Genomic DNA, 25235 nt, shown 5'->3' with positions numbered 1-25235 from the left:
CTTCCTTCTAATTCCGATTTATATAATAAGGATAATCGGTAAGACACTTAAAAGCAAGCTCTTTTTATTTTTGTCGAATTTGTGGTGAAAAGGGTTGGAGCTCACGTAAGGCTTCTGAATCTCCTTGAATCGCTTGCGCTATGAGTTTCCCTACAATCGGAGATAGAAGAATACCATTGCGATAGTGGCCGGTTGAAACAAATAGCGTGTCTGAAGCTTTGCCCATCACGGGCCAGCCGTCTTCTGTAATTGGACGAATACCAGTCCACGTTTTGAGGGTCTGTTCATGTCTCAATTGGGGGAGCATGGCTTGGCTTTTAGCATCTAACCATTTTAAATTATCGGGATGGTTTTGAGTGGACCAATTGTCTACTTCTGAAGTTGCACCTATTAAATAGCGATTCGTTTTTTTAGGAACGATATAACACCCATTCATATTAAATAAGGTTGTATTCAGAATCGGGCGGGAGGCTTGTATAAGTTTGACGTCGCCTTTTACTGGACGAGTAGGAAGGTCCACATTTAAAGATTGGAGTAATTGACCACTCCATGCGCCGGCCGCAACCACTAAGATGTTCGCATGAATGTGACATGCAGAAGTGTTTAATGTATAACCCCCTTCCACGTGTTGAGTGATGTCTAAGACTTCTGTATTTAAATGAAGAGTTGTATTTTTTTGTAAGGCTACTGCTTGTGTGAGCGCTTTTGTGTATAAATGCGCATTCACTTGGCCATCATCATGTATTTTGAATGCCGCCGTCGTCTCAGGATTAAGTTGAGGAAAATGTTGTTGAAGTGCATGGTTGTTGTACCAATGGAGACGGTGATCATCTTGTTTTAAAAATGTATACTGAGCGCGTAGAGCGTTAACATGACGCGTCTCTGTCGCAAGTTTAATGAGCCCATAGGATTGAAATTCGATATCAATGCCTGTCTCTTGATGTAAACGATAGGCAGTATTTGGCATTAATGCACGACTTTTCATCGCCAAACGATAAAGTGGACTCTCTTCGAAAAATTCATTTTGTGCCCCTAACATTCCTCCTGCTGCATAAGATGCATTCATTCTCGGTGTCGAACGATCAATAATAGAAACCTCGCAGTGAGCGTCGGCAAGATGACGTGCAATAGAGAGTCCTATTACACCTCCACCAATAATCACAATTTGTTCCATAAAAAAACCTCCTACACAATGTGCAAGAGGTCGCGCCCTAGATTCATGGTGAGAAAGAATGTAGGCCTATTTTCTATAAGTTCAGTAAAGTGTATACATTCAATTCATAAGTTAAAATAGCTTCCCTTCGTTGGTACTAACCACTTCAGGTTCAAAGAGTTAAGATGACATCTTTCTCAGCTCAATTAGAGCACCCCTAGCACATCGTATTTAATTTTATGATAAAGGCTTAGCCTCCGAATAGGCGTGCCCAAAATCCTTTTTGTTGGTGACTGTTTTTAATTGTAGTCGCCAATTCTTTTTGTTCTTTTGTTTGTGTTTCAATGCTTTCTTGTGTTTTTGTTAACTGTTCAGCTTGAAGTTTTTGATGTTCTGTCATTGCGTTTAATGATTTTGTATTTGTTTCGAGTTGATTATTGAGTTGATTATGTAATGTTTTTAATTCTTCTTGTTGTTGATGAACTTGTGAAATCATTTGTCCTAATAATTGACGTTCTTCGCGCATTTTGTTGATTTCAGCTTTTAACTCTTGCATCACTTGTGGAAATTGTTGATCTGATGGTAAGTTATCAGGATTTTCTTTTACGATGACTTGTAAAAAGTCTTTTTCTTTTTCGAGCTCTTCGAATGCGAGTTCATAACTGTTCGTACGGCCGACACGTTCAGCAATTTCTTGGAATAATTCGATATCCTCTTCTTGAAAGTCGGTCGCTTCACGGCCTCTATATTCGGTTTTTTTCAACTGGTAGCCACGTTCTTCTAGGTGCTGTACAATTTTACGCACTTGTTTTTCGCTAAGCTCTGATTTAAGTGCAAACTCTTTTGTTAGCATATGAATGAATCCTTTCTGTCAGTCTATTTAGACCCACGGTAGTCTGAGTTCAGTGACCCGTCAGCCTTACCTCTACATTATTGTAACGGCTTTAAGAAGGGATTTCAAGGACTTATGCATTCATATCTTTACTTAAATTCATTTTAATCAATAACGGATAAATCACTCGACGTGGAATACGATTGGCAAAGACATATTTTAAAATATAGCAAGACTTAACGCTTGTGCCGTAAATATCCTTTGTCAAAGGAATATTTGCCTTATTGTAAAGGTCTAGCGGTACAGGTTTCCCATTACGGTCGAGGGAAGGTTGTACGTAGTCGATTTGTGTTTGTTTTTCAAATCCATGTTCTGTTAAGAAACGGCGACGAAAAGCAATATCCTTAGCAGTTTGTTCATCGACATCTTCACTTTCGAGAGTAGATTCAAACATAAAGAAATTCACATCACGACCATGGAGTTGATGTGATAAACGGTTCACGCCTTTTTCTACCTCGTTTAATGTTTCAGCTAAATACGTTTCACAGTGATCGCCAGGCTCAGCAATTAAATAAACGATAAAACCTGTATTTGTTGTTGCTTCATAGTGTGCAGTTGAAAAACTAACCACTTTATCATTGTCAATGCCCACTAAAAAGACGTAATCGTTTTGTGTCTTTTCAGTTTTTAAAGATTGCACAAAGACCGATTCGTCCTCGGTGACAAGAGGATCAAGTTTATCCATATAAAAGTCGATGGCCGGTTCGAACCATTGATCTTTGGTCGATTTTATTTGTACAAATTTCATGTCGTTCACCTCTCTTGATTGATAACAGTATAGCATAGATGTGAAAGAACGATAGTAATGTTGAAGGGGACTATAACATAAATCATTTCATATATTTGATGATGCTTGACTATTCAATTGTTTAAGTCGGATTAAAATAGCCATCAAAATTTATCTAAGCGTAAATTTTGATGGCTATCTATTTATAGGGGGCACTATGTCCTAACCCTATCGATTCTACCATTGAACGTGGACGTTAGTTGAATTTTATTCAATATCGCCTTTATGTTCAGAAGGTTTATGATTATCTGTAGATTCATTCATATAAGCAGCATTATTTTTCGCAACTTCACCATGGTTCACTTTATCTTTTTGGGCAATGACAACAATTTTATTATTGTTAAGATCTTGCTTTAAATCTTCAGTTTGGTCTTCACCGAAATCATAGCGACTGAGTGCTGCACCTTCAGCATCTTCACCAATAAACATGCGCATAAATTTATCACTTACTGTGCCATTTGTTGATTTATGCTGAATTTGACTGTCGTTAAAACGTTTCGTTTCTAATTTTTCTTTACTAATAACCGTAAGTTCAGATTCATCATAACCATTTCTTAAATAAGCTTCTACTGCTTTAATCGCATCTTCTTCTGTACGCGCTACTTCAAATTCTGCCATAATCGACGCCTCCGTTTTTTGTTATTCATCATTTGTATTACCCATGTTTAATGTTCATTAATCGTTGGCACAGGTTGTTTGAAAATATGTTCAACTTTATCCACATTAAACAAGGATTGAGTAGATGTATTCAATCATATTATGCCCATATTTGAAACGTTTCCGCAATGAATTCACATAAATTTCTGAAAATAATGAGTTTGACGCGATGCTATTGCGAATTATGTTCAAATTTGCTATCATCATTAAATAATTTATCACACTCATATAATCTGAAGAATATGGCTTTAGAAGTTTCTACCACGTTGCCTTAAACAATGTGACTATGAGTAATTGAAAATCAATGTAATGTGACTTGAGGCCGCAAGTTACTCAAGTGGATGCCTCAATTGTGAGATGATATATGTATAAACGTTATAAGGTGTAGGTTGAACTTGTTCATCTTACTGTCTTAATTCCTTTTATATGTGTTTTCTCTTCCAAAGATGCATACGCAAACTTACAACTGTATTTCTCTTACTCGTTCCTAAAACTATATTCTGAAGTTTTGGGCTTTTTTAATATTTTGGACCAAAAACGAGGAGGAACCATAGTGGAAAGGTTAAAAAACAAAGTCATTGAAGATGGCGTTGTCATTGATGAAAAAATTTTAAAAGTGGATGGTTTTTTAAATCATCAAATTGATGCGGTACTCATGCACGAAATTGGAAAAGTATTTCATGATCAATTTGCGAAAGAAAACGTGACGAAAATTTTAACAATTGAAGCTTCAGGCATTGCACCTGCAATCATGGCGGCTTTACATTTTGATGTCCCATGTCTTTTTGCCAAAAAAGCAAAACCAAGCACGTTAACTAAAGGGTTTTATCATACAGATGTTCATTCTTTTACGAAAAATAAAACGAGTACGGTTATTATCTCAGAAGAATTTTTATCATCAGACGACCGAGTTTTAATTATTGATGACTTTTTAGCGAATGGAGAAGCGGCACTTGGACTTCATCGTCTTGTTCAACAAGCCAATGCGACTACAGTGGGTATCGGTATTTTAGTTGAAAAAAGCTTTCAACAAGGGCGTACGCGTCTAGAAGAAGCTGGGCTAAATGTTTCATCTCTATGTCAAATTGCCTCTCTTGAAGGTAATAAAATCACGCTTGTTGGAGACGAAAACGCATGAAACGATTCCTATTAAGCTTACAACATCTCCTTGCCATGTATGCCGGGGCGATTCTTGTCCCTATCATTGTAGGTTCGAGTTTAAAATTCACACCGGAACAAATTGCTTTTCTAGTCACTGTCGACATTTTTATGTGTGGTGTGGCGACGTTTTTACAAGTATATCGTGGTATCGGGATAGGCTTGCCGGTCGTGTTAGGTTGTACGTTTACGGCAGTGGCCCCAATGATTATGATTGGTCAGTCTAAAGGGGTGGACGTTTTATATGGTTCACTCTTTGTTTCAGGCCTTCTCGTAATTTTAATTGCGCCATTTTTTGCGTATCTCGTACGATTCTTCCCGCCTGTGGTCACAGGAAGTGTGGTCACGATTATCGGAATTACTTTAATGCCTGTCGCAATGAATTATATTGCAGGGGGGCAAGGCGCGAAAGATTACGGCTCACCTAAACACATTTTATTAGGTTTTGCGACGTTAATTATTATTTTAGTCGTTCAACGTTTTGCGAGTGGTTTTATTAAATCTATTGCGATTTTAATTGGTCTGATTGCTGGGACGGTTATTGCGAGTTTCTTAGGACTTGTCGATGTTGCGCAAGTCGGTCAAGCCCATTGGTTTGAACTTCCTCGTCCATTCCGATTTGGCGGATTCTCCTTTGACTTTGGTGCCATCGTCGTCTTCTTCATTGTGGCATTAATCAGTTTGATTGAATCGACAGGTGTTTACCATGCACTTAGCCAAATTACAGGTCGTAAGCTTGAGCGCAAAGATTTTAGAAAAGGTTATATGGCCGAAGGGATTGCGATTACGTTAGGCGCCATTTTCAATGCATTTCCGTACACGGCATATTCTCAAAATGTCGGTCTTGTCTCATTGTCAGGCGCTAAGAAAAATGATGTCATTTATGGAATGGTCATCATGCTTATCATTTGCGGATGTATTCCTAAAATTGGAGCGCTAGCCAACATCATTCCTATATCTGTCCTTGGTGGCGCTATGCTTGCGATGTTTGGGATGGTCATGGCTTATGGTGTGCGCATCCTCGGTGATATTAATTTTAAAAATCAAAACAATTTATTAATCATTGCCATTTCTGTTGGCCTCGGTACAGGGATTACTGCTGTTCCAGAAGCGTTTAAAGCGCTCGGTGATCAACTAACATGGCTCACACAAAATGGTATTGTGTTAGGCACGATTTCTGCTATTATATTGAATTTATTTTTTAATGGTCTAAACTATCAACAAAATGAAGAAAATGTGAAATAATATAACTATCAATTTGAATGGAGGCTGTACGAAAAATGTGGGAAAACAAGTTTGTTAAAGAAGCATTAACATTTGATGATGTATTACTTATTCCGGCAGAATCAAATGTATTACCAAAAGAAGTCGACTTAAGTGTAAAACTTTCAGAACGTATTCAATTAAACATCCCGATTGTTTCAGCTGGTATGGACACGGTAACAGAATCAAAAATGGCGATTGCGATGGCACGTCAAGGCGGACTCGGTGTGATTCATAAAAACATGAGCATCGAACGCCAAGCGGACGAAGTTCAAAAAGTAAAACGTTCTGAAAATGGCGTTATTACTGATCCATTTTACTTAACACCAGAAGAAAGCGTTTATGAAGCAGAAGCATTAATGGGCAAATACCGTATTTCAGGTGTGCCAATTGTAGATAGCAATGAATCACGCAAACTTGTTGGAATTTTAACAAACCGTGATTTAAGATTTATTGAAGACTTCTCAATAAAAATCTCAGATGTGATGACTAAAGAAGACTTAGTCACAGCACCAGTAGGTACAACACTTGAAGAAGCTGAGAAGATTTTACAAGACCACAAAATTGAAAAACTTCCATTAGTAGAAGACGGTATTTTACAAGGCCTCATTACGATTAAAGATATCGAAAAAGTGAACGAATATCCATATGCGGCAAAAGACAGCCACGGTCGTCTTATTGTAGCGGCGGCGATTGGTATTGCAAAAGATACTGGTATTCGTGCTGAAAAACTTGTTGAAGCGGGTGTGGATGCATTAGTAATCGATACAGCCCACGGTCACTCACAAGGCGTAATTAACCAAGTGAAAGAAATTAAAGCCACATATCCTGAAGTGACATTAATCGCAGGTAACGTTGCAACAGCAGCTGCGACAAAAGCATTGTTTGAAGCGGGCGCAGATGTTGTAAAAGTAGGAATTGGACCAGGTTCAATTTGTACAACACGTGTCGTTGCAGGTGTCGGTGTCCCTCAAATTACAGCAGTTTACGATTGTGCCACAGAAGCGAAAAATCATGGTAAAACGATTATTGCTGATGGGGGGATTAAATTCTCAGGCGATATCGTAAAAGCATTAGCTGCCGGTGGACATGCGGTTATGCTAGGAAGCTTACTTGCTGGTACTGAAGAAAGCCCAGGTTTAGTTGAAATGTTCCAAGGACGTCAATATAAAGTTTACCGTGGTATGGGTTCATTAGGTGCGATGGAAAGTGGTTCAAACGATCGTTACTTCCAAGAAGATAAAGCCCCTAAAAAATACGTTCCAGAAGGTGTTGAAGGACGTATTGACTATAAAGGTCCATTACAAGATACAATTTATCAATTAATTGGTGGCGTGAAGAGCGGTATGGGTTACACAGGCTCGAAAGACTTAGAAGCGTTACGTGAAGAAGCACAATTTACTAAAATGAGTGCAGCCGGTCTAGCAGAAAGCCACCCTCATGATGTTCAAATCACAAAAGAATCACCAAACTACTCATTCTAAGGGATAAAGGAGTACACACATTATGGAAATGGCAAAAGAACAAGAGTTAATTCTTGTCCTAGACTTTGGGAGTCAATACAATCAATTAATTACACGACGCATTCGTGAAATGGGCGTTTATAGTGAATTGCACGATCACGAAATTTCGATTGAAGAAATTAAAAAAATGAATCCAAAAGGGATTATTTTATCAGGTGGACCGAACTCTGTTTATGCAGAGGATGCGTTCACAATTGATACTGAGATTTACAACCTAGGTATTCCAGTCTTAGGCATTTGTTACGGTATGCAGTTAACGACGAAATTATTAGGCGGTAAAGTTGAGCGCGCGAACGAACGTGAATACGGCAAAGCGACAATCAACGCTAAATCAGACGAGTTATTCTTCGGTTTACCAGAAGAACAAACAGTTTGGATGAGCCACTCTGATAAAGTGATTGAAATCCCAGAAGGTTTCGAAGTGATTGCCGATAGCCCGAGCACACAATACGCAGCAATCGAAGACAAATCTCGTCGTATCTACGGCGTACAGTTCCACCCAGAAGTGCGTCATACAGAGTTTGGTAACGACTTATTACGTAACTTCGTGCGTCGCGTATGTAACTGTACAGGCGAATGGACAATGGAAAACTTCATCGAAATCGAAGTGGAAAAAATTCGCGAAAAAGTTGGCGACCGTCGTGTACTTTGCGCAATGAGCGGTGGAGTAGACTCCTCTGTAGTTGCGGTATTATTACACAAAGCGATTGGCGATCAATTGACATGTATCTTCGTTGACCATGGTCTTTTACGTAAAGGTGAAGGCGACATGGTGATGGAACAATTCGGTGAAGGTTTCAACATGAATATTATTCGTGTAAACGCACAAGACCGTTTCATGTCAAAACTTGCAGGCGTATCAGATCCAGAACAAAAACGTAAAATTATCGGTAACGAATTCGTTTACGTCTTCGATGATGAAGCTTCAAAATTAAAAGGCGTAGACTTCCTTGCACAAGGTACACTCTACACAGACGTCATTGAATCAGGAACAAAAACTGCACAAACGATCAAATCTCACCATAACGTAGGTGGCTTACCAGAAGATATGGAATTCGAATTAATCGAACCTATCAACACGTTATTCAAAGATGAAGTACGTGCATTAGGGATCGAATTAGGTATTCCAGAACACCTCGTTTGGAGACAACCTTTCCCAGGTCCGGGATTAGGTATCCGCGTACTAGGCGAAATCACAGAAGACAAACTTGAAATCGTCCGTGAATCTGATGCCATCCTTCGCGAAGTGATTCGTGAAGAAGGCTTAGAGCGCGACATTTGGCAATACTTCACAGTATTACCAGACATCCGCTCGGTTGGAGTTATGGGAGACTACCGTACGTATGACTACACAGTCGGTGTCCGTGCCGTAACCTCTATCGACGGTATGACAAGTGACTTTGCACGTATCGATTGGGAAGTCTTACAAAAGATCTCAACACGTATCGTAAACGAAGTGGATCACGTCAACCGCGTCGTGTATGACATCACATCAAAACCCCCAAGCACAATTGAGTGGGAATAATAAAAGTGTGTTAATAACGCAATATGCGAAAAGTTTAGGTATTCGTAAACAAACTTTAAATAAAAGGCTTAGTAATTACAATATTCATGATATTTTAGCAATGCTTTATCTTTACGATAAAATAGTTGTGAACAAAAAACTGAGAGAACGTAGAATTGATGAACTCAATTCCTTCATGGTCTTTGCTCGAAAGAATAAACATGTATATGACGAACGCTTCAAGTCAGTATATAATTTTTTAGCGAGCACTTGCTAATTATTAATCCTTACTTTATTATTGCTATTAAGGAAATAAACTATATGTTTGTAGGCCTTGTATCTTAAGATGTAGGGCTGAGTTTTTGTATATGAATTATATATCTTTAAAATATATTTCTTGATGAAAGTAACATATTACAGTCTTTTGCCTATAGACATTGAATACGTTATTTAATAAGTAATGCAAATTGACAGAAGATATACAGCTATTAAAAATACTGATATATCAATGGTTAAAAGTTAGTACCAACCAACGAAAAACACTCATGTTATCTAATGGGAATAATAGTGAGAAAACAAACCACCCTTTAACCGTAAATGGTTAGAGGGTGGTTTTTGTGATGTGAAATTGGAAAAGTGTAAAGTGTGAGAAAAGTAAGGTGTATAAAGACAATAAAAAAGAGGAAATTGTAAGTAAAAGTTTCCCTCAAGTGCATTCCACAGATGTGCACCGCAATTTAATATAATTATATTAAATTGATTTATTATAATTAAAATTATTGAAGTACCTTCGTATTTGGTTGATAATATACAATTTGAGAAATAAAAAGATTAGTGACTAGTAAAACTGAAATCGATTTTTCAAAAGATGATTATTTTATAAAACTTAATTTATATGTTAACGTTAGTGGTGGAAAACGCTTTTGGCAAGTTACTAATACCGTGAATCTACTTGCCAATTCTCAAGAAAAAGCCCAAACAGCCATAAGTAAAAAACTTGTGGATAAGTTTGGTTTTAATAAAAATGTAGCTAATGCAGTAGCTTATACTTTTGTATTAATTGTTTTTGTAAAGGAGGTTTATTATGAGTGAAAAAGGTCATAACACGCCTAAATCTCAACAAACATTGTTAGCCATAATAATTTTTATATTTTTACTTGAAATAATACTGACTGCCTTTTTTATTTCTTTTAGTTCCCCTCTTTTCAAAGGATTAACAATTATTCATGGAATACTCATTTTTGTATTTCTAACTAGACAAATAAAAAGAAAAGGTTTATGACGTATCAATAGCGTTATTTTTATTAGTATATGAATCGCCCTATGATGTGCCCCCAAAAGTTGGACTAAAAATCTAACTTCATGGGGGGTATTTTTTGTTTAAGGCTAGAAAATCAATGTAAAATAAGTTAAAAAGAGGTAACGTTCAGTTCCCTCTAAATTTCTAAAAAGCTATTTTAACTTTACGTGTTCATCATCAGTTTTTTTAAATTTTAAAATATCTAGTAGAGCTACTGTTGGCTCATCGTTGAAGATGTTAGGCAAATAAAGTATTTTAGATTATACATACATCATGGGTTTGGAGGCCATTTGTATACAAGAATAAGTGAACTTGAAGTTGATAGTATAAAATGCGTCATGACACTTTCTATTCTCCAATTTTATCTTATTTCTTGTGCTATGATAGTAATCGAGGTGAAAGCTATGAATATTCGTGATATCGCAAGGCTTGCGGGTGTGTCGAAAAGTACGGTGTCGAGATATTTGAACGGCGGTTCGATTAGTACGAAAACGCGTCAGAAAATTGAACGTGTTGTTAAAGAAACGGGCTATAGTCCGAATCAATTTGCCCAAAGTTTAAAGGCAAAACGAACACAAATGATGGGGGTCATTGTACCGCGATTGAGTTCGTATGCTTCAAATCAAACGTTATGTGGCATTGAAACTTATTTAAGAACGCAAAATTATCAAACCATTATTGTGAATACGGATTTAGATCAACAACGGGAGATTGATGCGATATCTACGCTTGCGAAAAATAAAGTCGACGGTATTATTTTACTTGCCACGGTACTCAGTGATGCGCATTTGAAGGCAATCCAAGCGATTAATGTCCCTATTATATTAGTGGGGCAAGCATACGACGGTATTCATTCCATTATTCAAAATGATTATGAGGCAGGCCGCTTTATCGGAAATTATTTTGGTCGGGCGCATTTTCAACGTGTGGCCTATTTTGGTGTTGATGAACGTGATGAAGCGGTAGGAGTACATCGCCGTCGAGGTGTGCTTGATGGGCTTGCGGATTACGGTCAACAAGCGGATATTTACACGACATCGTTTAAGTTAAAGGATGCTCAAGCGCGTTCTAAAGCCTTTATTAAGGATTATGATGCTGTGATTTGTGCGACAGATAACCTTGCGTTAGGCGTGTTAAAAGCAGCATTAGATATGAAAATCGAGGTGCCTCAAACGTTGTCTATTTCTGGTTTTGGGGGTTATGAGACCACCTCGATTGTCACGCCGATGATTACGACAATTGTCTTTCCTTATGAAGAGACCGGACGACTTGCGGCAGTATCGATGATGTCCCTATTAAATGAGGAAGAAGTCCCGTTACTACAACGCATGGATTATACCATCGATGAAAAAGAAAGCGTTGACATTTTACACAACTAAAAGTAAAATTCTCGGTGAAGAGAGTTTTACTTTTTTTTGAACTATTTTGGTACCGGTTCCAAAAATGAAAATAGAGTTTTGTCATTCCATAAAGAAAGAAGTGAAATCATGGGAAAATTATATGCGATGGGTGAAGCGTTAATTGATTTTATTCCTCAAACAAAAGGTGTAGAACTTAAAGACGTGACTGGATTTGAGCCTCAAGTGGGTGGCGCACCTACTAATGTAGCGAGTTGTGTAGCAAAACTTGGTGCCGCCTCTAGTCTTATTACGCAACTCGGTGAAGATGCCTTTGGAGATTTGATTTTAGAAACATTACAAAAGCAAGGAGTAGAGACGGCCAATATTAAAAGAACACATGAGGCAAATACAGGGCTTGCCTTTGTGAGTTTAACAGAATCTGGAGAACGTGATTTTGCTTTTTATCGGAATCCTTCTGCGGATATGTTGTTAGAACCGTCATCTCTGAATATCAATTTTCAACCCGATGATATTCTGCATTTTTGTTCAGTGGATTTGATTCCGTCACCTATGAAAAATACACATGAACATGTCATTGCCCTAATGGAAGAAGCAGAAGGAACTATTATTTTTGATCCGAATTTGAGATTTCCGTTATGGCCATCAATTGAAGCATTGAAAACGACAGTGCTTGAATTCATGCCGAAAGCACACATTTTAAAAATTGCAGATGAGGAATTGGTCTATTTAACAGGAAGTGAAGATCCAGCGTCACTCCAACAACTGTTTCAAGGTAAAACGGAATTTATTATTTATACAGAAGGCGCGAATGGCGCTTCTATTTATTCGAAAGAAGGGCGTATCGGATATTCCCCGGGTTATAAAGTCGATGTTCAAGATACGACTGGTGCTGGGGATGCGTTTGTGGGAGCAGTGATCTATCAACTATTAAAAGGTCAAAATGAATGCACTCCTATTGATTATTTGAAGAAACACGCACCAGATATTCTCGCAATGAGTAATGCGGTAGGCGCTTTAACCACAACGAAAAAAGGTGCGATTGGAAGTATACCTACATTAGAAGAGGTTCAAGAGTTAATACAAAAGTAGACGAGGACGTCAGAGGAGGAGAAGCAACATGGCCATGTCAGATCAACAAATCGCAAAACAAGTCATTCAAGCGGTTGGGGGACAAGAGAATATAAAGTCGATTGCCCATTGTGCGACAAGACTACGAATTGTTCTTCATGATAAAGAAAAAATCGACCAAAACAGTATTGAAAATACAGATAAAGTGAAAGGTGCATTTTTTAATTCTGGACAGTACCAAATTATTTTTGGGACGGGAACAGTAAATAAAATTTATAAAGCCGTTGAAGACTTAGGTATTGAAGGTCAATCGACGCGTGAAGTGAAACAAGAAGCAGGTAAACAAGGCAATGCGTTCCAACGTGCGATTAGAACGTTTGGTGATGTTTTTGTTCCGATTATACCAGTATTAGTGGCGACGGGTTTATTTATGGGACTCCGTGGCGTATTGATGAACGAACAAATCTTATCTTGGATGGGCATGACCCCAATAGACATTTCACCAAATTTCATTCTCTTTACTCAAGTTTTAACAGATACCGCTTTTGCATTTTTACCTGCGCTTGTAGCGTGGAGTGCCTTTAAAGTTTTTGGTGGAAGTCCAGTTCTTGGGATAGTGCTCGGTTTGATGCTCGTAAACCCTGCCTTACCAAATGCGTACCAAGTAGGAGATGGTTCAGCTGAGGCGTTGAAATTTTTAGGATTTATTCCAGTTGTAGGATATCAAGGGTCAGTATTACCTGCCTTTGTCGTGGGTTTACTTGGCGCCAAATTTGAAACATTTTTACGCAAGAGAATTCCAGATGCGATTGATTTAATCGTTACTCCATTTTTAACATTGTTGGTTATGATTACTCTAGGTCTTTTCGTCATAGGACCTGTGTTCCACGGCTTAGAAACAATCATACTCGCAGGTACAAAAGGAGTACTAGACTTGCCATTTGGTATTGCCGGCTTACTCATTGGCTTTTTCCAACAAATTATTGTGGTGACAGGGGTACATCATATTTTCAACTTTATGGAAATTCAATTATTGGAACAGTTTAAGTACAATGAATTCAACCCTATCATTTCAGCAGCAATGACAGCACAAGGGGCTGCGACAGTTGCGGTTGGTCTTAAAACACGTCAGAAAAAGCTTAAAGCACTCGCACTACCCTCCGCGTTTTCAGCATTTTTAGGAATTACAGAACCTGCCATTTTTGGTGTGAACTTGCGTTACTTTAAGCCGTTTGTATGTGGATTAATTGGCGGAGCTGTAGGAGGATTTCTTGCCTCATTGTTCCATTTAAAAGCTTCAGGAATGGCCATTACGGTATTACCAGGTATGTTGTTATTTATTAAAGATATTGGCCAATTGCCACTCTATATTTTAGTATTAATCGTTTCATTCGTCGTAGGATTCGTGCTCACATGGTTCTTCGGATATAGCGATAAAATGGCTAAAGCACTTAAAGAAGCAAAATAATCGCATTATAAAACACTTCCTTATTTCAAAATAGGAAGTGTTTTTATGTGGTATTAACGTGTGTAAATGACAATATACCTTTTGGTTAAGGACTTCGGCGTTTGATTGTTAATCGTGCACATTTCTTTATAGTAAGACGTTCTTTCAAAATGCATATTTCCTTCTATTTCAATGATGGGATGGTTTTCGACATATTCAAGTAAATATTGCTTTTTTCTAAATTCCCAAATTCGATATTTTAATCCTAAAGTGACATTTCCATTGTAAGGATTAGTAATGATTTGAAATCTAACTTTCAGTTTCCCCATTCATGAGAAATCAAAAAGTCTAAACTAATTTTTCAAATATAAGTTATATAATTTGTAATTTAAATAGAGGAATGATATGCTTTAACAAATCGCGCGCGACTTGTAAGTTGCATATAACTTTAGGAGGAAATAAAATGAAAAACTATGATGTTCTCTTTTTAGGGAGTGGGCATGCGGCATGGCACGCCGCACTGACACTCAATCAAGCGGGTAAATCTGTTGCTATCATTGAAAAAGATCGTATTGCAGGAACATGTACCAATTATGGTTGCAATGCCAAAATTTTATTAGAAAATCCATTTGAAATTTTAGAAGAAACTTCTCATTACGGAAATATACTGAATACAGAGCACCTCGCTGTAGATTGGGAAAATCTAATGGATTACAAGCATGCGGTGATTGATCCATTAGCGGATAAGTTACAACATCTGTTTCAAGAAATAGGGATTGATATTATTAAAGGAGCGGGTAAAATTGTTGCCCCTCATACAGTTGAAGTCAATAACGAAAAAATCAATGCAGAACATATTGTGATTGCAACTGGTCAACACAGTAATCGCTTAAATATTGAAGGTAAAGAATTTGCACATGATAGTAGAGACTTTTTGTCACTTGAACATATGCCAAAACATATCACGTTTATAGGCGTTGGAATTATAAGTTTAGAATTTGCATCTATTACTGCGAAAGCGGGCGTTGAGACGCATATGATTCATGTTGATGAGGAACCCGTAAAAGGATTTTATCGACAACATGTCTATAAATTAATCGAAAAGTTAAAAGCAGATGGCGTGCATTTTCATATGAACGAAAATACTATGGCTATTAAAAAGCAAGCTTCAAATTATGAGGTTGTGACAGAATCAGGCTTAAAAATTGCGACTGATTATGTTTTAGATGCGACAGGTAGAAACCCTAATGTGGAAGGTATTGGATTGGATGAAGTCGGCATTCAGTATTCAAAAAAAGGTGTAGAAGTTGATGATTATTTACGCACGAATATTCCTAACATTTATGCAAGTGGCGATGTAATTCATAAAGCCATCCCTAAATTAACGCCAACCGCAACATTCGAATCAAATTATATTGCTGCACATATTTTAGGATGGAATACACAACCTATAAAATATCCGGCAATTCCATCTGTACTTTATACGTTGCCAAGATTGTCAAACATTGGTATAAGTATTGAAGAAGCGCAAAAAAATGAGAATTATAAAGTGATTGATATTCCATTTGGTAAACAAATGCGCTTTGAATATAAAAATGAAATTGAAGCGGAAATGACGATTGTTGTAAACGAACAAAAGCAACTAGTCGGTGCAGCTGTTTATGCAGATGATGCGCCTGACTTAATCAATTTATTAACATTTATTGTTAACGGAAAACTCACAGTGAAAGAGTTGAACCAAATGATTTTCGCATTTCCTGGATCTTCCAGTGGCGTACTAGATTTGTTAAAAACAGCCATGATGTAGTAGAAGGTCGTTTCTGTAAAATGAGGTCGGGCTATGTACAATGAAGAATTAAAATTATCGAATCAACTCTGTTTTTCGGTCTATAATTTAAACCGAAGACTAAATAAATTTTATGAAAAAGAATTAAAAAACTATGAACTTACATTTTCTCAATATCTAGTATTACTTGCGCTTTGGGAAGAAAGCCCACAAACTGTCAAATCATTGGGTGAAAAACTAGATCTTTCTAGCAATACATTAACACCATTATTGAAAAGACTTGAAGTAGCAGGCTGGATACAACGAATTAAAAACAAGAAATTTTTAGAAATTCATTTAACAGATAAAGCAAAGCGACATGAAAAAGAAATATGCGATAAATTAGAAAATAGCGTACAGTCCATTATGGATGTTCAAGAATATCAATGCGTTAGAAATGAACTTATCAAAATTGAACAGACGCTTAAAAATGAATTTGATCTTTAACAAAATATTGTAAAAGGCAGTATGGATGGTTCTTAAGCTTTAATAGGGCTATTCATACTGCTTTTTAGAACAATCAATTAAAGTCCTTATGTGACATTACTTAATTATAAAATCTAAAGATTAGAATTGTTTTATTCTTTTGACTCATTAGATTGTTGGAAAAAGGCAAAATCTAAACACCTCAATTTAAATTGTTTTTATTAACTGTATAATTTTCATTATATTAGTAAAATGTTATTGTGCCGGTAAGTTTTATAGGATATAATTTAAGTGCAAATAACTGGAAAGAAATATGTTATTATGACTGACTGATTTATTTGACAAATTTAAAGTTAAAGGGGAGTTTATTTGTGAACGAGCAATTCTATTCAAAACCGACTAATAGAGTCGCAGAAATGGTACTTGGAATTATGGGTAGTGTATTTGGTATTCTTGGTGGTCTATTTGCAATTATGGCCGGTAGTATTGGGACTGAATTTGGAGCTGCTGATAGTGGACAAGCTACAGGGTTAGGTGTGTCTGTAATTATTGTCTGTATTATTACATTAATCATAAGTTGTATTATTAATAAAAAAAGAGTGCTTATGGGAGTAATTTTAGTAGTAGGTGGAATACTAAATTTTGTTCTTATTAGTTTTTTTGGTATTTTATCAGGTATTTTAATTCTAGTAGCAGGTATTCTTGCTTTAATTAGAAAGTAATAATCAATTAAGTATATAAATTGTTACCTACAATAAATATTTGTTTTGGGACTAGGACATTTTAATGTCTTTAGTCCTTTTTTGGTTGTTTTTATTAATCTATTATTTACAGTTAATAGGTGCGTCACACATCAATTTGTAAGATTAAATTGATGAGGTCTACACAAAATAAGAATTGTAGAAATGCTTGATAGAATTAAGAATTCCGAAGACCAAAAGCATTATATTTCAAATTTTGAGCGTTTAATAATATGATTTTTATTGAAGAATAACTTAAATGAACTGATTGAATATAAATTATATACAAATTAATAGAATTGCACTAAGGAGTGATGACTTATGTTTATGGCAGAAAACTGTTTGAAAATAAAAAAAGGGAAATCTGAAAGTGTCGTGGAACGCTTCAAAAATAGACAAGGCATCGACACCATCGAAGGATTTAAAGATATGTTAGTGACGGTCACAAATGAAACTGAAGACTATGATGAAGTCAAAATTTTAACAATTTGGCAGTCTGAGGATGCATTTAAAAACTGGCTACATTCAGATGCATTTAAAGAGGCTCATCAAAAAGCAAGAAATAATAAAGGGAACGAAGAGAGTCCAATTATTAACAATAAGGTCACAACATATACGATTGCGTATAAATATGATGAATAAATCATCAAGTCGTCTGATGAAAAATTTTAACTATAATACGTAATAAAATTAGAATTTATAATCACAAAAGGTTAGAGGATACTAGAGATCTTCTAGCCTTTTTATTTTACGTTTTTAAATTTTATTGAGTTAAAAATAACACAGAGTTAAGACAGCTCTGTAAAATAGTTAAAAATAAGTGGAATATTTAAAATACAAAATACGACTAAATTTTCTTAAAATTCAGTCAAAAAATCTTAAATATCTTTTAAATAAGTCATTTTAAAGACATTCTTGGTATATAAAGATTTCTAAAGTGTAGAATGTAACCAAAACATACAGATTCACTACACTTTTGAGGATTTAAAATGAAAGTGTACTACAATTTTTAGAAACGAACTATTTTAAACTAGAATTAATATTAGGTTAACCAACACTTAATGGTTTATGTTGGACAAAGCTTATATAATCGAAAAGCTGCGTCAAATAGGAGGGAATTTGACAAGGGTTATTTTATTTAAATTAAAGGAGAACAAAATGAAAAAGAAATTATTAGTATTATCAGCAAGCGCAATTTTAGCGTCTAATTTTATATTTGATAACAATGCAAGTGCAGTGGTGAAGAAGACTGAACACGAGTCTGAGACTTTAAAAATGGTAGGAAATAGAAGTGATAGTGTTACTAGGGAAAAGTACGAAGATAACTTTAAATTACTAACTCAAAATTTATCATTAAATGAACATGGCGGTTATGATGAATTAGAATATAAAGATGCATATCAAAAATATCAAGATAGATTTTTAGCGGAATTAGATGCATTTAATAAACTTATTCTAAAAGGACACCCTTCTAATGGTGGAATGACAGTTGAAAAATATAATAACATTCGTAAGTCATTAGAACAAAATAAACAAGATTTTATGAGTGGAGCTGCTAAAATTGAAAATGAACATAAAGATTTAAAAAGATTTGATGATGATAAGTTCGATAAAGGTCTTGATTTAATATATAATCTGGAAGATCAAGCTTTAATGTCAGCTAGAGCATTCGGAGGAAATGCATACAAAGATGCAAGAGAAGATTTATATGCAAAATTAGATTTGATAGTTGGTACTACTCCTGAAGAACGTAGAGATAAGTTACCAACTAATCAAAGAATGTTAGACGAAATGAGTGGCAATCTGGAAACGATAATTGATGAATTTTTTAAAGATATTAAATTAGAAAGGCCAGTTAAAATAGAGCCATTAACTAAAGAAAATAAAGACAACTTAGATGTTCTTAAAAAAGTTAGTGAAGACGCTCAAAAAGCAAAAGAAGATGCACGTTTTAGAGATCCTAACGTAGAATTACGAGCAAAGAAAGCTGAGGAAAGTTTAGCTAAAATCACTGAAAACTCTAGAAAAGCCAAAGCTGAAGCTAATAAAAAGGCTAAAGAGAAATCAATGAAAAAGGAATCATATAAAGATAATCCGAAAGCTTTTCCTCATAAACAATTAAAGCAACATCATGATTCAAAAAATGAACTTGTGATTAAAGAACCGACACAACAGCTTCCGGCTTATACGGTAACGACTGAAAGACAAACACAACCTGTATTAAAACAAAAACAACGTGAAGAAACATTTACTTTACCTATGGCACCGCGTCAAAGTCAACAACCTGCATTAAAAGGGATGAGTGGTGAATCAAACCATGTGACAACGGACGCTGACTCTAAACCGTCAAATCAATATGGTGGAAACGGTAACTTAATTGAATTTACTGAAGATACAACACCTAAGGCAAAGGGTGCAAACAACCAAAAACAAACAACAACTGAAGACACTACGCCCGAAGTTAAAGAAACCATTACAGAATCAAACGTTGTAGATATTGATCAATCTTCTTTCTATCAAAAATCAGGCTATAAATATGGTTACAGCGAAAGTGATACTTCTGGTTACACTGATCGTGACAAACGAGCAATTAAGCGTAACCTTGTAAGAGAAGCAGAAGAAAAAGTGAATCAATATGTGAACTCACATTCTGCACAAGATCTTGTGGCTGCACGTGAAAAAGTAAAAACGTTAGACCCAGCGCAACAAGCTCGCTTAAATAAACAAATTGATAAAATCTATAACGGCCAATATTAATAAGATAGCCAAAAAAGACTAGCAGATAAAAAGCTAGTCTTTTCTATTCAGGAAATGGCTCCATAGGTACGCTCGTATCGTTCGCCATTCCAGGATGCCCGGATTTTAAAGTTTCATACTCAGCATGCGCTTGATCTGCAGTGCTCCAACTTTCATTATAATTCCCTTCAGATTGTGATAAGTCTTGTGCTCTTTGAGCTTCCCATTCTCGTTGAGCCTCTGATGCGTTACTGTCTTCTGTACCTGGCATGGCAAACATAGCATCTCCGTTTGGTAAAGAGGTGTGACTCGTTTCATTTGTGTTATTTGGGATAGACGTAGTTGCGTTTGAGTTATTGGGTAAAGCATTAGTTTCGTTCATATTTTGGTTCATCGTTTCACTACTTTGGTTTGTCATCGGTTCAACACTTTGAGTTTCATTCGAATAGGTTTTCTCTTGTTGTTTTTCTTTTGTGCTTTTTTCTTGTGTGATTTTAGAAGTAGATTCTTTGTTTTTCTCTTTGCTCTCGTCTTGATGACATCCAGTGAGTAATAATACACTTATGAGTGACGCAGTTCCTAAATATTTAATCAACATCATTATCCCCTTTGTTTCTTTTTCTATATTGTACAGTATACTATGAATGAGAAAAGGGGAGGATGACTTTGACTCTTGAAGACTATAATGGTGTTTTAGAGAGCAGACTTCATTTTAATACGTTTTTTCTGTTACAATAGCGCTAAATGACGAAGTAACGGGAGTGGCCATAATGAGTTACAAGGTAGTTTTACTTGATTTTGATGATACGTTGGTAGATTTTCATGATGCGGAGGTTCAAGCGTACGCTTATTTGATGGATCACTATAAAGTGCCTACGCATAAAAGGGATTATGAGATGTTTAAAAAAATCAACCAAGCGCATTGGGAAGCGTTCCAACGTGGAGAGATTACAAAAGCAGAAGTGTTAAGTCATCGATTTATTGAAACATTTAAGTATTATGAGATGGAGGTCGACGGGCATCAAGCGGATGTTACTTTTCGTGATGGTTTAGCGACGGCACAAATTAAGTGGCTTGACGGTGTGGAAGCGGCGCTAGATTATTTAAAGACGAAGTATACGCTAGCCATTGTGACGAATGGTGTGACAGACACGCAAAAGCGACGTATTGCCCAAACAGATTTAATGAATTATATCGCCCATTTGTTTGTTTCTGATGAGATGGGGACACAAAAGCCGAGTAAAGATTTTTTCGATATCGTTTATAAAACGATGCCAGAATTTCAAAAACAAGATTTTATCATTATCGGTGATTCTCTCACCTCTGATATTCAAGGTGGGATGAATGGAGGCATAGATACCGTTTGGTATAACCATCGCAATGTGGAGAACAATACGCCAATTACACCGACTTATACTTTGAAATCAATGAAAGATATTCAACAGATTCTGTAAAATGAAAGGCATGAAACTCAATAAAGAGCTTCTTGCCTATTTTTTTATTGTTGGTAATGGTCGTATTTACCCGCAGCGATATCTGCTTCTCTTCGTTGGATTTCACTATAAACTTCTTCAGCGTCTTCGCCATCATAGTAACCTTGTTCGATAGCATATTTTGTTTGAAGTTCACCAGATGAAAGTCCGCCGTTGTATTTTTTTCGTAATGCATCAATACGTTCTTCATTAGTTGTTGCCGCATTGATTTCAGCGTTAACATCTTCGCTTGTGGAGGCGTCTTGTTGGTGTTTTTCATAGATCGATTGTTCTTCGCCGCGTTCGATACGCAATGAGCTTTCATAGGCTGCAGCGGCAGGTCCTTCCATAACATTACCTTGTGGGATAATACCATTTGCAACTGCGCTATTATAAGCTAATATTTTGTCATATTCACTATAATCACCATAAATAATAGCCTCTAATGATGCTCTATCTGTCACATTGTTCACATCTAAATTTTTCTTTTGAGATGTTGCTGTTTCATTAGAAGATTGTGTATTATCTTGTGAGGTTTCACCGCTATTTTCATCATTAGAACTTTCATCAGCTTGTTTTTCTTTCTTCTCTGGTTCTTTCTTGTCTTGTTCTTTTTTATCTTTCTTTTTATGTTCTTCTGTTTGTGTGTTTTGTTTGTCGTCTTCCCCAAAAAGACTACATCCAGAAAGTAATAAAACACTCGTTAACAATAGAAATAAGATTGACTTTAATTTCATAGATATCCCCTTCGCTCTTTTATATTGTTCTACATTATTTTACTATGTTTTCTTTACATTGTGTCATCAAATTTTCACATTTTCTAGCTTGCTCATGATATAGAAGAAAAAGATTCGAAATTCGTTTATTTGTTTAATTGATAATGATTATCACTATTGACAGAACTATTTAAAATAAGTATTATGTTCTTAAATCGTTATCATTACGATTTGTACATTGAACAATTGCTTTTCAAAGGAGATTAGTTGATGAAAGATATTGTTCATTTTTCTAAATTTAATCCGTCTGGAAATATGACGGTGTTAGTAGATTCTGAACATGATTGCACGGACTATGTGAGGATTGCGAATCAGTTAATGCGAACGTCACATGTTTGTTGTGAACAGGTGGGCTTTATTTTGAAGCCACAATCAGGAGACGATCTCTACCATTTACGTATGAGTGGCAATGAGTTTTGTGGTAATGCGACATTATCGATGTTGCATTACTTGAAAGAGCGTCAGTGGGTCGAGGAGGGTCAGTTATCCCTTCAAGTTTCAGGGGTGACAGAACCGACGACTTGCGTGATTCATGGATTAGGGGATTATGAGGCGACGTTACCGCCACCTTTAAGTTATGAATGGATCTCTGTACATTTAGGTGATGAAAATGTCGATGCGTTAAAAATTGAGTATGCCTCTTATTGTCATTTTGTTGTTCCAATAACAATTTATGATGAAAGGATGCGTCAACAAGTGGAAGCATTCGTCACCTCTGAAGTGTGGCCGAATCATTTTAAAACGGTGGGGATACTGCTGTATCACGTTTCGAAACGTCAATTGTATCCACTCATTTATGTGCCTGAACTTGGCAGTGTGATTTGGGAACAAAGTTGTGGCTCGGGCACAGGTTCTATCGGCGTATTTGAAGCCTTGCACGAAGCAAAGGGGCAAGCGGATGTCATTGTACATCAACCGGGTGGGGCATTGCGCACCTATGTAACGCTTAAGGAGAAGATACACATTTCAATAAGGGGAAACGTTAAAACCGTCGCGACGGGAATGGCTTATATAGAATAGGAGAGTATTATGACACAAAATATCCAACTCGAGACAGAAATGGAACTAGAACTTGCAACGTTTTATCGGAATTTTGTGGCACATTATCAAAAAGTTGCCCTTAATTTTGAATCAATTTCAGAGCTTGAACGCGAAGTCGATGTGTTCAGTCGATACATATTAAATGAAAACAATACGACGCGTTTTCATGATTGGCAGCAGACACAAGCCCACCCACCAAGCATTGTGCCAGCCCTTGCCGATATTACAGCCAAATGTGTGAAATTAATGGAAGTTTTACGTGCGAAACGTCACATTTTAGGCGAAGCGACTGAAACGACGTATTTTCAAAACATTGAACATTGTATTCAGGAAGAATTTGGTCAATTCGCTATCACTGCGAATGATACGGTCTTGTTAGTCGGCTCCGGTGCATTTCCGATGACCCCCATTCAAATAGCGAAAGAAACGGGGGCTAAAGTGATTGGTATTGATATTGATGCAGAAGCGATTGAATATGGCCGTCAAATTGTGGCCGATTTAGCGCCGCAAGCCTCGATCGAATTGTATCAGGCGACGGTCGATCAACTGCCACAAATTCAAGAAGTGACGCACGTCATTTTTAGCTCGACCGTCCCAGTGAAATACGATATTTTAGCACAACTGTATGCACTCACAGGTCCAGAGACTGTAGTGTCAATGCGTTATGGCAATGACTTAAAATCGATTTTTAATTATCCGAAGCGAGAGACAAACGCACATCAATGGGTGTGTGTCGATGAAGTCATTCAGCCAAATCAAATTTTCGATATTGCCTTATATCAAAAAGCAGATGTAGTGAAAGGTGTGGGCGCATGAAGACGCGTATTTTAATCATGGGGACAGGCCCTGTGGCAGTACAGTTAGGGGTACTTTTTCATCGCTATCTTCAAGCTGAAGTGGCCTTTGTCAGTCGGAGCCACGTCTCTATGCGTTCAAAACAATTTGTCGATGCAGTGCGTCAGGCAGGATATGTTAAAGCAACGGTTCAAAATGAGCAACACCTCAAATTGACCGGTGAAATGACCCCAAGTAACGTTTTCCCATCGTATGAGGCGGTTGAGGGGACATTTGATTTGCTCGTGTTAGCGTGTACTGCTGATGCCTACACCGCTACATTACGACAATTGCCTGATAGCGTGTTACAACAGGTTGAAAGTGTATTGCTCGTGTCACCGACGATGGGCTCGAACTTAATTGTACGCGCCGCGCTTCAGACTATACAACCGAATGTGGAAGTCATAAGTTGTTCGACGTATTTAGGTGATACACGAGTGACGAATGCGGATCACCCGCATGAAGTGATGACGATGGGATTAAAGAAACATTTGTATCTTGGTTCTTCACAGGCGTCGTCAGCATGGATGACGTGTTTAGCGCAACTTTTCGCACAAATTGATTTGCCGATTACGTGTGTGTCGGATGCTATCGAGGCTGAATCACGCAACAGTTCGTTATATGTGCATCCAGCACTTTTTATGAACACACATGCGTTACAGGCGATATTTTACGGAACAAAGGTGCCTTTTTACGTTTACAAGTTATATCCAGAAGGCCCAATTACGATGGATTTGATTCATGAAATGAGAGAGATGTGGCAAGAGATTTCCGCCATTTTACAAGCAATGGATGTTCAACCGTTGAATTTATTGCGCTTTATGGTGGAAGAAAACTACCCCTTACGTCCTGAAACGATGGATACGTCACGTATTGCACAATTTGAATCACTTCCTGCCATTGAGCAAGAGTATTTATTGTATGTACGTTATACGGGAATATTGATTGATCCTTTTTCTACACCGGACGTGCAAGGTTTTTATGATGATTTTTCTGCCGTCCCTTTCCGGAAAATTAGTCAAAACCAAGCAGGTATATGGGAAATACCACGCATGCCGTATGAAGATTATTACCGAACAAAAATCATACAAGGCCTCGGCCGCACACTCAATATTGAAACACCGATGATTGATGTTTTACTCAGTCGCTATGAAACAGCGCTTCAACAGTTTAACTCCGAACAACCGCATTTAAAGAAATCACAGCAATTTTTTCCACAAGCGTTTGAAGACGATATGACCTGTATTCAACAAGGGCTAAACGCACACTGAG

Annotated in this window: 25 protein-coding genes and 2 riboswitches; of the genes, 18 read left to right on the top strand and 7 right to left on the bottom strand. The window is 36.9% G+C overall.

Features of this window, described 5'->3' with window-relative positions; genetic code table 11:
- Positions 1-64 precede the first annotated feature (64 nt).
- From thiO to PYW36_RS10890, 4 genes are all read right to left on the bottom strand, one after another.
- Positions 65-1174, bottom strand: coding sequence for a glycine oxidase ThiO (gene thiO, locus PYW36_RS10905; RefSeq protein ID WP_103158652.1), 1110 nt, complete (start codon positions 1172-1174; stop codon positions 65-67).
- A gap of 105 nt (positions 1175-1279) precedes the next feature.
- A riboswitch (TPP riboswitch) is annotated at positions 1280-1382 on the bottom strand.
- 21 nt (positions 1383-1403) lie between these two features.
- Positions 1404-2006, bottom strand: a complete 603-nt coding sequence (locus PYW36_RS10900; RefSeq protein ID WP_037575455.1) for a hypothetical protein — start codon at positions 2004-2006, stop codon at positions 1404-1406.
- A 112-nt stretch (positions 2007-2118) separates the two neighbouring features.
- Positions 2119-2793 (bottom strand): hypothetical protein, encoded by a 675-nt coding sequence (locus PYW36_RS10895; protein WP_037575458.1) that lies wholly within the window; start codon positions 2791-2793, stop codon positions 2119-2121.
- Positions 2794-3039: 246 nt separating this feature from the next.
- Complete coding sequence (locus tag PYW36_RS10890; RefSeq protein WP_037575461.1) at positions 3040-3450, bottom strand: general stress protein; 411 nt, start codon at positions 3448-3450, stop codon at positions 3040-3042.
- A gap of 243 nt (positions 3451-3693) precedes the next feature.
- A riboswitch (purine riboswitch) is annotated at positions 3694-3796 on the top strand.
- Positions 3797-4042: 246 nt separating this feature from the next.
- On the opposite strand from PYW36_RS10890, the gene xpt reads away from it, so the two are divergent.
- The 9 genes from xpt (at position 4043) to PYW36_RS10845 (ending at position 14134) form a co-directional block, all read left to right on the top strand.
- Positions 4043-4627, top strand: a complete 585-nt coding sequence (gene xpt / locus PYW36_RS10885) for a xanthine phosphoribosyltransferase (RefSeq protein ID WP_037575465.1) — start codon at positions 4043-4045, stop codon at positions 4625-4627.
- Positions 4624-5892 (top strand): xanthine permease PbuX, encoded by a 1269-nt coding sequence (gene pbuX, locus PYW36_RS10880; RefSeq protein ID WP_037575467.1) that lies wholly within the window; start codon positions 4624-4626, stop codon positions 5890-5892. The genes xpt and pbuX overlap by 4 nt, the downstream gene beginning before the upstream one ends.
- Before the next feature lie 35 nt (positions 5893-5927).
- Entirely contained in the window at positions 5928-7394 is a 1467-nt protein-coding gene (gene guaB / locus PYW36_RS10875) for an IMP dehydrogenase (protein WP_037575470.1), read from the top strand.
- Positions 7395-7416: 22 nt separating this feature from the next.
- On the top strand, positions 7417-8958 hold the full coding sequence (gene guaA, locus PYW36_RS10870; RefSeq protein WP_037575473.1) for a glutamine-hydrolyzing GMP synthase: 1542 nt from the start codon (positions 7417-7419) through the stop codon (positions 8956-8958).
- Positions 8959-9771: 813 nt separating this feature from the next.
- Positions 9772-10029, top strand: a complete 258-nt coding sequence (locus PYW36_RS10865) for a hypothetical protein (RefSeq protein WP_107398971.1) — start codon at positions 9772-9774, stop codon at positions 10027-10029.
- Positions 10022-10219, top strand: a complete 198-nt coding sequence (locus tag PYW36_RS10860) for a hypothetical protein (RefSeq protein WP_103159590.1) — start codon at positions 10022-10024, stop codon at positions 10217-10219. Before PYW36_RS10865 ends, PYW36_RS10860 begins: the two co-directional genes overlap by 8 nt.
- A 422-nt stretch (positions 10220-10641) precedes the next feature.
- Positions 10642-11616 carry a LacI family DNA-binding transcriptional regulator gene (locus PYW36_RS10855; protein ID WP_103159591.1) on the top strand — a complete coding sequence of 325 codons (975 nt, stop codon included), beginning with the start codon at positions 10642-10644 and terminating at the stop codon, positions 11614-11616.
- 108 nt (positions 11617-11724) lie between these two features.
- Positions 11725-12687 (top strand): carbohydrate kinase family protein, encoded by a 963-nt coding sequence (locus tag PYW36_RS10850; protein WP_037575479.1) that lies wholly within the window; start codon positions 11725-11727, stop codon positions 12685-12687.
- A 28-nt stretch (positions 12688-12715) separates the two neighbouring features.
- Complete coding sequence (locus tag PYW36_RS10845) at positions 12716-14134, top strand: sucrose-specific PTS transporter subunit IIBC (RefSeq protein WP_103159592.1); 1419 nt, start codon at positions 12716-12718, stop codon at positions 14132-14134.
- A gap of 53 nt (positions 14135-14187) precedes the next feature.
- Here the strand turns inward: PYW36_RS10845 and PYW36_RS10840 are convergent, their stop codons facing one another.
- Positions 14188-14442: a hypothetical protein gene (locus PYW36_RS10840; protein ID WP_105965615.1), complete on the bottom strand. Its 255-nt coding sequence runs from the start codon at positions 14440-14442 to the stop codon at positions 14188-14190.
- 134 nt (positions 14443-14576) lie between these two features.
- Here PYW36_RS10840 and PYW36_RS10835 point away from each other — a divergent pair, with 134 nt between their 5' ends.
- The 5 genes from PYW36_RS10835 (at position 14577) to PYW36_RS10815 (ending at position 19861) form a co-directional block, all read left to right on the top strand.
- Positions 14577-15920, top strand: a complete 1344-nt coding sequence (locus tag PYW36_RS10835; RefSeq protein WP_103159593.1) for a dihydrolipoyl dehydrogenase family protein — start codon at positions 14577-14579, stop codon at positions 15918-15920.
- A gap of 33 nt (positions 15921-15953) precedes the next feature.
- Positions 15954-16385 carry a MarR family winged helix-turn-helix transcriptional regulator gene (locus PYW36_RS10830; protein WP_103159594.1) on the top strand — a complete coding sequence of 144 codons (432 nt, stop codon included), beginning with the start codon at positions 15954-15956 and terminating at the stop codon, positions 16383-16385.
- Positions 16386-16735: 350 nt separating this feature from the next.
- Entirely contained in the window at positions 16736-17086 is a 351-nt protein-coding gene (locus tag PYW36_RS10825) for a DUF4064 domain-containing protein (protein ID WP_422784796.1), read from the top strand.
- Positions 17087-17425: 339 nt separating this feature from the next.
- On the top strand, positions 17426-17746 hold the full coding sequence (locus PYW36_RS10820) for an antibiotic biosynthesis monooxygenase (RefSeq protein ID WP_037575490.1): 321 nt from the start codon (positions 17426-17428) through the stop codon (positions 17744-17746).
- 516 nt (positions 17747-18262) lie between these two features.
- A complete protein-coding gene (locus PYW36_RS10815; protein ID WP_172458452.1) occupies positions 18263-19861 on the top strand; it encodes a coagulase domain-containing protein in 1599 nt (532 codons plus the stop codon).
- A 43-nt stretch (positions 19862-19904) separates the two neighbouring features.
- Here PYW36_RS10815 and PYW36_RS10810 read toward each other — a convergent pair whose 3' ends face one another.
- Positions 19905-20435, bottom strand: a complete 531-nt coding sequence (locus PYW36_RS10810) for a hypothetical protein (protein ID WP_142382076.1) — start codon at positions 20433-20435, stop codon at positions 19905-19907.
- 175 nt (positions 20436-20610) lie between these two features.
- Here PYW36_RS10810 and PYW36_RS10805 point away from each other — a divergent pair, with 175 nt between their 5' ends.
- On the top strand, positions 20611-21294 hold the full coding sequence (locus tag PYW36_RS10805) for a YjjG family noncanonical pyrimidine nucleotidase (RefSeq protein ID WP_103158724.1): 684 nt from the start codon (positions 20611-20613) through the stop codon (positions 21292-21294).
- Positions 21295-21338: 44 nt separating this feature from the next.
- On the opposite strand, the gene PYW36_RS10800 is transcribed toward PYW36_RS10805, so the two are convergent.
- Positions 21339-22049, bottom strand: a complete 711-nt coding sequence (locus tag PYW36_RS10800) for a hypothetical protein (RefSeq protein ID WP_103158723.1) — start codon at positions 22047-22049, stop codon at positions 21339-21341.
- Positions 22050-22298: 249 nt separating this feature from the next.
- Between PYW36_RS10800 and cntK the strand changes: the two genes are divergently transcribed.
- Genes cntK through PYW36_RS10785 form a run of 3 tightly spaced genes read left to right on the top strand, consistent with a single transcriptional unit; the run spans position 22299 to position 25234 of the window.
- Positions 22299-23108 carry a histidine racemase CntK gene (gene cntK / locus PYW36_RS10795; RefSeq protein ID WP_103158722.1) on the top strand — a complete coding sequence of 270 codons (810 nt, stop codon included), beginning with the start codon at positions 22299-22301 and terminating at the stop codon, positions 23106-23108.
- A 9-nt stretch (positions 23109-23117) separates the two neighbouring features.
- Positions 23118-23945, top strand: a complete 828-nt coding sequence (cntL, locus tag PYW36_RS10790; RefSeq protein WP_037575500.1) for a staphylopine biosynthesis enzyme CntL — start codon at positions 23118-23120, stop codon at positions 23943-23945.
- A complete protein-coding gene (locus tag PYW36_RS10785) occupies positions 23942-25234 on the top strand; it encodes an opine metallophore biosynthesis dehydrogenase (RefSeq protein ID WP_103158721.1) in 1293 nt (430 codons plus the stop codon). The genes cntL and PYW36_RS10785 overlap by 4 nt, the downstream gene beginning before the upstream one ends.
- The last annotated feature ends 1 nt before the right edge of the window (position 25235 follow it).

Origin of the sequence: Staphylococcus chromogenes, assembly GCF_029024625.1 — a bacterium.
Lineage (GTDB): Bacteria > Bacillota > Bacilli > Staphylococcales > Staphylococcaceae > Staphylococcus > Staphylococcus chromogenes.
Note: the sequence above shows the minus strand (reverse complement) of the source record. Positions and strands in the feature narration are given on the sequence as shown.

Coding starts and splice junctions, on each gene's coding strand:
- cntL (WP_037575500.1), top strand. CDS start 23,118: ATGACACAAAATATCCAACTCGAGACAGAAATGGAACTAGAACTTGCA.
- PYW36_RS10890 (WP_037575461.1), bottom strand. CDS start 3,450: ATGGCAGAATTTGAAGTAGCGCGTACAGAAGAAGATGCGATTAAAGCA.
- cntK (WP_103158722.1), top strand. CDS start 22,299: ATGAAAGATATTGTTCATTTTTCTAAATTTAATCCGTCTGGAAATATG.
- PYW36_RS10900 (WP_037575455.1), bottom strand. CDS start 2,006: ATGCTAACAAAAGAGTTTGCACTTAAATCAGAGCTTAGCGAAAAACAA.
- PYW36_RS10855 (WP_103159591.1), top strand. CDS start 10,642: ATGAATATTCGTGATATCGCAAGGCTTGCGGGTGTGTCGAAAAGTACG.
- PYW36_RS10895 (WP_037575458.1), bottom strand. CDS start 2,793: ATGAAATTTGTACAAATAAAATCGACCAAAGATCAATGGTTCGAACCG.
- PYW36_RS10830 (WP_103159594.1), top strand. CDS start 15,954: ATGTACAATGAAGAATTAAAATTATCGAATCAACTCTGTTTTTCGGTC.
- PYW36_RS10860 (WP_103159590.1), top strand. CDS start 10,022: ATGAGTGAAAAAGGTCATAACACGCCTAAATCTCAACAAACATTGTTA.
- thiO (WP_103158652.1), bottom strand. CDS start 1,174: ATGGAACAAATTGTGATTATTGGTGGAGGTGTAATAGGACTCTCTATT.
- PYW36_RS10785 (WP_103158721.1), top strand. CDS start 23,942: ATGAAGACGCGTATTTTAATCATGGGGACAGGCCCTGTGGCAGTACAG.
- pbuX (WP_037575467.1), top strand. CDS start 4,624: ATGAAACGATTCCTATTAAGCTTACAACATCTCCTTGCCATGTATGCC.
- PYW36_RS10835 (WP_103159593.1), top strand. CDS start 14,577: ATGAAAAACTATGATGTTCTCTTTTTAGGGAGTGGGCATGCGGCATGG.
- PYW36_RS10850 (WP_037575479.1), top strand. CDS start 11,725: ATGGGAAAATTATATGCGATGGGTGAAGCGTTAATTGATTTTATTCCT.
- guaB (WP_037575470.1), top strand. CDS start 5,928: ATGTGGGAAAACAAGTTTGTTAAAGAAGCATTAACATTTGATGATGTA.
- PYW36_RS10805 (WP_103158724.1), top strand. CDS start 20,611: ATGAGTTACAAGGTAGTTTTACTTGATTTTGATGATACGTTGGTAGAT.
- PYW36_RS10815 (WP_172458452.1), top strand. CDS start 18,263: ATGAAAAAGAAATTATTAGTATTATCAGCAAGCGCAATTTTAGCGTCT.
- PYW36_RS10820 (WP_037575490.1), top strand. CDS start 17,426: ATGTTTATGGCAGAAAACTGTTTGAAAATAAAAAAAGGGAAATCTGAA.
- PYW36_RS10800 (WP_103158723.1), bottom strand. CDS start 22,049: ATGAAATTAAAGTCAATCTTATTTCTATTGTTAACGAGTGTTTTATTA.
- guaA (WP_037575473.1), top strand. CDS start 7,417: ATGGAAATGGCAAAAGAACAAGAGTTAATTCTTGTCCTAGACTTTGGG.
- PYW36_RS10840 (WP_105965615.1), bottom strand. CDS start 14,442: ATGGGGAAACTGAAAGTTAGATTTCAAATCATTACTAATCCTTACAAT.
- PYW36_RS10845 (WP_103159592.1), top strand. CDS start 12,716: ATGGCCATGTCAGATCAACAAATCGCAAAACAAGTCATTCAAGCGGTT.